Origin of the sequence: Amycolatopsis speibonae (assembly GCF_042647925.1) — a bacterium.
Taxonomy (GTDB): domain Bacteria; phylum Actinomycetota; class Actinomycetes; order Mycobacteriales; family Pseudonocardiaceae; genus Amycolatopsis; species Amycolatopsis speibonae.
In genome coordinates this window covers 1-6,111 of record NZ_JBHRWK010000114.1, presented here as the reverse complement: position 1 = coordinate 6,111, position 6,111 = coordinate 1, and the positions used below count along the sequence as shown (strand labels likewise).

Here is a 6,111-nt window from a genome sequence, read left to right as displayed (position 1 = left end):
GCGCGAACACTGCTCAGCCGGCCACGGTTCGACCATCGTGGTGTCGCCGTCGCCGAGAACCGGGACGAACTCATTGCAGCCTTGGGCAACCTCACGCCGACCACTGCCGACAGCGGTAAGACCGCGTTCGTGTTCTCCGGACAGGGCAGTCAGCGCATCGGCATGGGCCGCGAACTCCACGGCACCTATCCCCTCTTCCGCGAAACGTTCGACGCCCTCTGCGAGCACTTCGAATTCCCCTTGCGGGACATCGTGTTCGGCGACACCGAACTCGCCCTGCTCGATGACACCCTCTACACCCAGACGGCGTTGTTCGCCGTCGAAACCGCGCTCTTCCGGCTCCTGGAATCCTTCGGGCTCCGGCCCGACTTCGTCGCCGGGCACTCCGTCGGCGAGATCACCGCCGCCCACGTCGCCGGGGCATTGTCCTTGGAGGACGCCTGCACTCTCGTCGCCGCACGCGGCGCGCTCATGCAAGACCTTCCTGAAGGCGGCGCCATGATCGCCATCGCCACCTCCGAGCAGGAGGCACTCGCCGCACTGGCCTGCCACGGAACAGCGGGGCTGGCCGCGGTCAACGGCCCGGCGTCGGTCGTGATCTCCGGCGAGGAACACGCGGTCCACGCCATCGCGGAACAGTTCGCCGAACGCGGCTGCCGGACCCGGCGACTGCGGGTCAGCCACGCCTTCCACTCCCCGCTGATGGCACCCATGCTCGAAGAGTTCACGACCGTTCTGAAGGGAATTTCGTTCAAACAGCCAGAGATCCCACTCGTGTCCACGGTGACCGGCGAACTGCTCACCGAGCACACCGCCGCGCACTGGGTCGAGCAGATACCGCGGCCTGTCCGATTCCACGGCGCCATGGAAACGCTGCGCGCCCTCGGGACGGCGACGCTGATCGAAGTCGGACCCGACGGTGTCCTGGCCGCGGCTGTCGACGAAACGCTGTGCATACCGGTCCTGCGCCGCGACCGCGGCGAGGTGCGTGCGCTGCTGGAAGCACTCACGGCGGTGTGGGCCCGCGGAATCGACGTCGACTGGGCGCCGGCCTTCACCGGCGAGTACCGGCACGTCGACTTGCCGACGTACGCGTTCCAGCACGAGCGTTTCTGGCTGGAAACCACGGCGGCGAAGGGGAACGTGGAGTCGGCAGGCCTGACGGGTCTGGACCATCCTTTCCTTGACGCGCTGGTGTCGCTGCCCGGCGGCGGGGTGGTGTGCACCGGCCGCGTGTCCCAGTGGGACTCCGGACGGCTGACCGGTGCGGCGGTGCTCGACATGGTGATCCACGCCGGGGATCAGGTCGGCTGCCCGGTCGTGGCCGAACTGACGCTCGACACCGCACCTGTCGTCGGTGACGGCATCACCGTCCAGATCACCGTCGGTGGCCCCGACGACGACGGCCACCGCGAGGTCCGGGTGCATTCCCGCCCCGTCGACCACGCTCTCTGGCAAGAACACGCCCAGGCGACGCTGACCCCGCCGCGCCCGGACTCCGCGATCGCCCTCTCCGGCGGCCACGTCGACGTCACCCTCGACGACGATCCCGGCGCTTTCGGCATCCACCCCCGCCTGGTCGACGCCGCCCTCGAACATCGGCAACCCGTGGTCTGGCGCGACGTCACCCTGCACGCCGACGGCGCCCGCGACCTCCGCGTCCGGCGCGGTCCCACCGGAGGACTTCTCGCCACCGACGGCACCGACAGGCCGGTGCTGACCATCGGCTCGCTCCGCTTCGGCGAACTGCCCACGAGCCGCGCGGTGGAAGGTTCCCTGTTCGACGTGGCATGGGTACCCGTCCGCCTCGATCAGTCCACTTCGGACTTCATCGTTCACGAGGTCGGCGAAGGCGACGCTCGCGCGGTCGTGGCCCGTGTGCTGGCCGCTCTGCAGGAGTTCGGCCGAGACCGCGGAACCGGCCGCCTGGTGGTCGTGACCCGCGGCCTGATCGGTCCGGGCCGCGGCGATCCGGTCGGCAACGCCGTCTGGGGCCTGGTCCGCTCCGCGCAGTCCGAAGAACCCGGCCGGTTCGTCCTGGCGGACGTCGACGACCGGAGCTCTCGTCTGCCGATCGGCGACGAACCGCAGGTGGCCGTCCGCGACGGGGTGGCCTACGTGCCGAGGCTGCGGCGGGTGACCGGCGCGACGCCAAGCCCGCGTTGGGCGCCCGACGGTACCGTGGTGATCACCGGCGGCACCGGGGCGCTCGGCACGGCGGTCGCCCGGCATCTGGCGGCCGAGCACGGGATACGGCATCTCCTGCTGGTCGGCAGAAGCGGTGGCGCCGTCGACCTGCCCGGTGCCCGCGTGATCGCCTGCGACGTCGCCGACCGCGCCGCGCTCGCCGCCGTCCTCGACGGCATCCCGGCGGAACATCCGCTGACCGGAGTCGTCCACACCGCCGGTGTCCTCGACGACGGCGTCATCGGCACGCTGAACCGGGAGCGCCTCGACGCCGTGTTCGCGGCCAAAGTGGACGGTGCGGTCAACCTGCACGAACTGACCCGTGACCGTGACCTCGCGATGTTCGTGCTGTTCTCTTCGGCCGCGGGGATCATCGGCAGCCCAGGACAGGGAAACTACGCCGCCGCCAACGGTTTCCTCGACGGCCTCGCGTGGCGGCGCCGGGCCGAAGGGCTACCCGCGACCTCGCTCGCCTGGGGCCCGTGGGACCGGGGCATGGCGACGGGCCTCGAGCAGCGCGGCCCGCTGCGGCCGCTGCGACCGGCCGACGGCATGGCGTTGTTCGACCTCGCCCTGGGCGCAGGGCGGCCGGTCCTCGCACCGATGCGCTTGCACCTGACCGCCGCCGAGGACACGCCACCGCTGCTGCACGAACTGATGCCACCGAAGCGACGGCGCGCGAACACCGCCACCGGTGAGATCTTCTCCGCGCGGCTGCGACGGCTCACCGGCGACCAAGGCGCCGAACTGCTCCTGCACGTCGTCCTCGACGCCACCGCGACCGTGCTCGGGCACCGCTCACCCGAGACGATCGACCCGGACATTCCCTTCTGGGACAACGGATTCACTTCGCTCACGGCGGTCGAGTTCCGTAACCGCATCACCGGCGCGACCGGCCTGCGGCTCAACGCCGCCGTCGTCTACGAGCAGCCGACCCCGCGCCTGCTCACGAACCACCTGCTCACGACGCTGAGCCCCGAATTCGCCGGCGTGTAAAGGAAACGGCATGTTCGACGTCGACGTCTACCTCCGGCGGCTCGGCCACAGCGGACCTCGCGAGCCGACCCTCTCCACGCTGCGAACGCTGCACCGCGCCCACCTGCTCGCCATCCCCTATGACAACAACAGGTTTCCCGAGGACGGCGGCGAACTGCCGTACAACCTCGCCGATCTCGACCACGACCACACCTTCGGCAAGATCGTGGTCCGCGGGGCAGGCGGCATCTGCTTCGAGCTGAACCTGCTGTTCAAGCGACTGCTGGACGACCTGGGTTTCGACACCGTGCAGGTTTCGGCGGGCGTGCCGCAGGCCGGCGGGAGGTTCAGCCCGGACCTGTCCCACAAGTTCACCCTCGTAACGCTGGACGGCGTCCGGTGGCTGGCGGACGTGGGTTTCGCCGGTCCTTCCTACCTGCTGCCCCTTGAGCTTTCCCCGATGGTGCAGACCCAGTACGGCTGCCAGTTCCGAGTGGACGGACAAGACGGCCTGCACACCGTTCTCCGGCGGAGCAGGTCCCTTGACTGGCATCCGGTCTACCGCTTCGAGCCCCAGGCCCGCGAGACTTCCGACTGGGACGGCTTCACCGAACACTTCGAGCACTACCTGGACGATGCGGTGATCGCGAACACCTCCATGCTCTGCCGAGCGGACGAACACGGTCACCGGGCGCTGGTCGGCAGACGATACCTGACGGTCGACGACGGGAAGGAGACTGTCGTCGCGCTGACCGATCCGGCCGAATACGAACGCGTCGTGGCCGCGATCCTGGACCCGTCGTCCCTGCTCTCGGGCCGCGGCCGGGAGTGATTCGGGCGAACGGCGGACCCTCTCTTGGGCTCGGGCGGTGCACCATCCTTCCTGCTAGGAGCACTAGACCCTGCGCGTACACCTGTCTGTGGGCAGGAAAGTCACGGGGAGCAGCGGACCTCTCGCTGGCCAATTGCATCGTTTCCGATGTATCGTTTCCGATATGAAAGCCGGTGAGCTGTACCTGCTCGGCAAGCATCTGATGGAGCTCGCCTCTCACGGCATGCGCGACGAGGCGGATCCGGAGGTCCCGGAGATCTACCTCGTGCTCATCTCGGTGGTCGTCGAAGCGCCGGACCTGTCGATCAGCGAGCTGACCGCGCGCACCGGCTTCGCGCAGAGCCATGTCTCCGCCGCCGTCGCGAAGCTGCGGGAACGCGGCGCCCTGCGCACGCGCCCGGATCCGGCGGATCGCCGCCGCACCCTGGTCACCCCGGTCGAAGGGCTGATCGAGGCGGTCGCGCAACGCCAGCAGCGCGACGCCGAACAGGTCCTCGCCGCGGCGCTCACGGAACTCGATCCGGACGAGGACTCCGTCGCCGAGCGCGCCGCGCGGCTGGCCAAGGCCGCGGACGAGCTGTACCGCCTGCTCACCGCCCGGGCGCTCAAGGTGGGCGGGGATTCCGCGCTGATGCCGCTGCACTCACTGGCCGAAGAGGTGACCGGAAAACCGAAGAAATAGGGGGATTCACATGGACTACCCGTTCGCGGCGACCGAGCCGATGCGCTGCCCGGCCGAACTCGTCCGGCGGCAGGACGAGGAACCGGTCAGCCGCGTGCACCTGGCGACCGGCGAGGACGCCTGGCTCGTCACCCGCTACGACGACATCCGCGCACTGCTGGCCGATACCCGATTCCGCGTGTGGCTTCCCGGTGTCCCCGCGTCCGGTGCCGGGGATCTGCTCTTCATCATGAACGGCCCCGGGCACGCGCGGCTCCGTCGTATCGCCGGCAAGGCGCTCACCCCGAGGCGAGTTGAGTTCCTGCGTCCCCGCGTGGAAGCGCTCGCGGAAGACCTGGTCGCGAAGCTGCTCGCACAGGGTCCGCCCGCCGAGGTGCTGGACGGGTACGCGATCCCGTTCGCCCTTGCGGTGCTCAACGAACTGCTCGGCGTCCCGCCGTCGGCTCGTGACGCTCTGCGCGCCTGGACGGACGGCATGCTCGCGGTGTTCACCGCGCCGAGCTACGAGGAGATGACCGAAGCCGCCCGGAAACTGGGTGACTACCTCGCGGAACTGGTCGAGACGAAGCGCCACGAGCCCGGTGAGGACCTGCTGACCGGGCTGCTCCAGGCGCGTGACGACGACGGCGACACGCTGAGCCCGGAGGAGGTCACTCAGCTCGCCTTCGCGATTCTTCTCGGCGGGTACGTCCCGGCCGCGAACGCCCTGGCCCAGATCGTGCTGCGGCTGGCGGCGCAACCGGAACTCCCCCGCGATCCCGCCGCGATGCCCGCGCTGATCGAGGAACTCCTGCGCCAGGACCAAGGTTCGGCCGCCGACCAGGGACGGGCGGCGATCGAGGACGTCGTCATCGGCGGGGTACCGATCCGCGCGGGCGAATTCGTCCTCGCTCCCCTGCGCGCGGCGAACCACGACTCCCGACGGTTCCCCGATCCGGCGCTGGTCGATCCCGCTCGCGCACCGGGACAGCTGACCTTCGGCCACGGACCGCACCACTGCCTCGGCGCCGCACTGGCCCGGCTGCAACTCCGGACCGGTGTCACGGCGCTACTGGCCGCCGCGCCTCGGTTGCGGCTCGCGGTGCCTTTCGAGGAAATCGCCTGGCGGCGGATGTTCGTGACGCTGCAAGGCCCTGTCGCGGTGCCGATCGACTGGTGAAACGGGCGAGCGGCCGCGACTTCGACTGTCCACAAGGGACATTTTCTGACGAATGGCCCGATTCGTGTCTGTATGCGCGTTTGATGGAGGAGGTCGTGAGTGGCGATGAGGGTTCTGGCGGACTCGTATTTACGTCTCGCCTCGGCGTCTTCGTGCTGGGTGGAAGGTGTGACGGGGAAGATTTCGGACGTTGAGGGCGCGCCGATAATCAACTCGCTGGTTTGATCTTCGTTGGTGGGGTGATGCCGGTGTTGATGGCGTGGTTGGTGAGGTCTG

Annotated in this window: 4 protein-coding genes; all 4 read left to right on the top strand. The window is 69.3% G+C overall.

What is annotated here, in order from left to right:
* On the top strand, nucleotides 1-3,183 hold a 3,183-nt coding region (locus ACFOSH_RS42130; protein ID WP_378247094.1), incomplete at its 5' end, for an SDR family NAD(P)-dependent oxidoreductase.
* Between the two features lie 10 nt (nucleotides 3,184-3,193).
* Nucleotides 3,194-3,994, top strand: a complete 801-nt coding sequence (locus tag ACFOSH_RS42125) for an arylamine N-acetyltransferase family protein (RefSeq protein ID WP_378247092.1) — start codon at nucleotides 3,194-3,196, stop codon at nucleotides 3,992-3,994.
* 163 nt (nucleotides 3,995-4,157) lie between these two features.
* Entirely contained in the window at nucleotides 4,158-4,676 is a 519-nt protein-coding gene (locus tag ACFOSH_RS42120; RefSeq protein WP_378247090.1) for a MarR family winged helix-turn-helix transcriptional regulator, read from the top strand.
* A 10-nt stretch (nucleotides 4,677-4,686) separates the two neighbouring features.
* The gene (locus ACFOSH_RS42115; protein ID WP_378247088.1) at nucleotides 4,687-5,835 is read left to right on the top strand and encodes a cytochrome P450; all 1,149 of its coding nucleotides are present in this window, start codon (nucleotides 4,687-4,689) and stop codon (nucleotides 5,833-5,835) included.
* Nucleotides 5,836-6,111 lie beyond the last annotated feature (276 nt).